Genomic DNA, 1,290 nt, shown 5'->3' with positions numbered 1-1,290 from the left:
TGGCGGGAGGGAACGGCGCCCGGGCGGCGCAGCGCGCGGAGGAGGAGATCGCCGACGTGCTCGGCCTGACCGGCGAGCCGAGGGCGGCGGCCCGGGTCCGCGCCCGCGAGGCGCTGGCCGCCGTCGGCCTGGAGGACTCGGCCGGGGCCCGGGCGGGGACGCTGTCCGCGGGCCAGCGAGCCCGCCTCACCCTGGCGATCGCCCTCGTCTGCCGCGCCGCCCTCGTCTGCCTCGACGAGCCGACCGCGCACCTCGACGAGACCGGGTCCGCGCTCGCCGGCGACGTGCTGCGGCGGCTGCGGGCGCGCGGCGCCGCCGTGCTGGTCGCCACGCACGACCCGGCGTGGACCGCGTGGACCGCGGACGCGCATCTCCGGCTCGCGCGAGGCCGTCTCGAACAGGTCGCGGAGGAGGCAGCGTGCCCGTGACAACCGTGGCCCGCCTGGTCGCTCGCGAAGTGCGCGTCGAGCTCGCCGGGCACGAGTCCTCGATCACGGTGTTCCCGTTCGTCGTCGCGGGCGTGCTGCTGGCCGGGCTGGCGTACGGGCCGGTGCCGCGGGTGCTGGAGGCGGTCGCCCCCGGCACGGTGTGGATCGTGGTGCTGTTCGCCGCCGCCCCGCTGGCCCGCGGCGTCGCCGCCGCGGAACGCGACGAGGGCGCCTGGGACCTGCTGCGCGGCCTGGCCTCGCCCGGGCAGCTGCTCGCCGGGAAGATCCTGGGGCTGTGGCTGCCGCTCACGATCGCGTGGGCGATCGTGAGCGCTCTGGTGACGCTGGTGTTCCCGGCCCCGCTGCCGGCGGCGGCGCTGGTCGCCGGGCCACTGGGCACCCTGGGCCTGGCCGGGCTCGTCGTGGCGTTCGGCGCCCTGCTCGTCGGCACGCGCCGCCGCGTCGGCCTGCTCGCGGTGCTGCTGCTGCCCGCCGGGCTGCCGGTGCTGCTGGCCGGCACGGCGGTGGGCAAGCCGGGCGTCCCGGCACTGCCGTGGCTGGTCCTGCTGACCGCCTATGACCTGCTCGTGTCGGTCGCCGTCTGGGCCGTCCACCCCGTCTTGCTGGAGGAATGACATGCGTGGATCGCGTCTCGAACGTGCCGTAGGCATCGCCTCGGGCACCGCCGCGGCGGTGGCGCTGCCGCTCGCCCTCGTCATCGCGCCCCACGACGCGTACCAGGGCGACGCGCAGCGGCTCATGTACGTTCACGTGCCGGCCGCGTGGGCGGCGTATCTGTCGTTCGCGGTGGTCGCCGTCGCCAGCGCCGCCTACCTGATCCGCCGTGACCTGCGCTACGACC

At 77.1% G+C, this 1,290-nt stretch carries 3 protein-coding genes; all 3 read left to right on the top strand.

Annotated elements, in window-relative coordinates; all coding sequences use genetic code 11:
• The coding region (locus ACFSL4_RS15505) for an ATP-binding cassette domain-containing protein (protein ID WP_381082832.1) at positions 1-428 on the top strand (428 nt) is incomplete at its 5' end.
• Entirely contained in the window at positions 419-1,063 is a 645-nt protein-coding gene (locus tag ACFSL4_RS15500; RefSeq protein ID WP_381082830.1) for a heme exporter protein CcmB, read from the top strand. The genes ACFSL4_RS15505 and ACFSL4_RS15500, both read left to right, overlap by 10 nt.
• A 1-nt stretch (position 1,064) precedes the next feature.
• A partial coding sequence (ccsA, locus tag ACFSL4_RS15495) for a cytochrome c biogenesis protein CcsA (RefSeq protein ID WP_381082828.1) occupies positions 1,065-1,290 on the top strand: 226 nt, incomplete at its 3' end.

The sequence above is a fragment of the Streptomyces caeni genome (assembly GCF_042678285.1).
GTDB classification, from domain to species: Bacteria; Actinomycetota; Actinomycetes; order Streptomycetales; family Streptomycetaceae; genus Streptomyces; species Streptomyces caeni.
The sequence above is the reverse complement of the archived record's forward strand: the minus strand, read 5'-3'. Positions and strand labels throughout refer to the sequence as shown.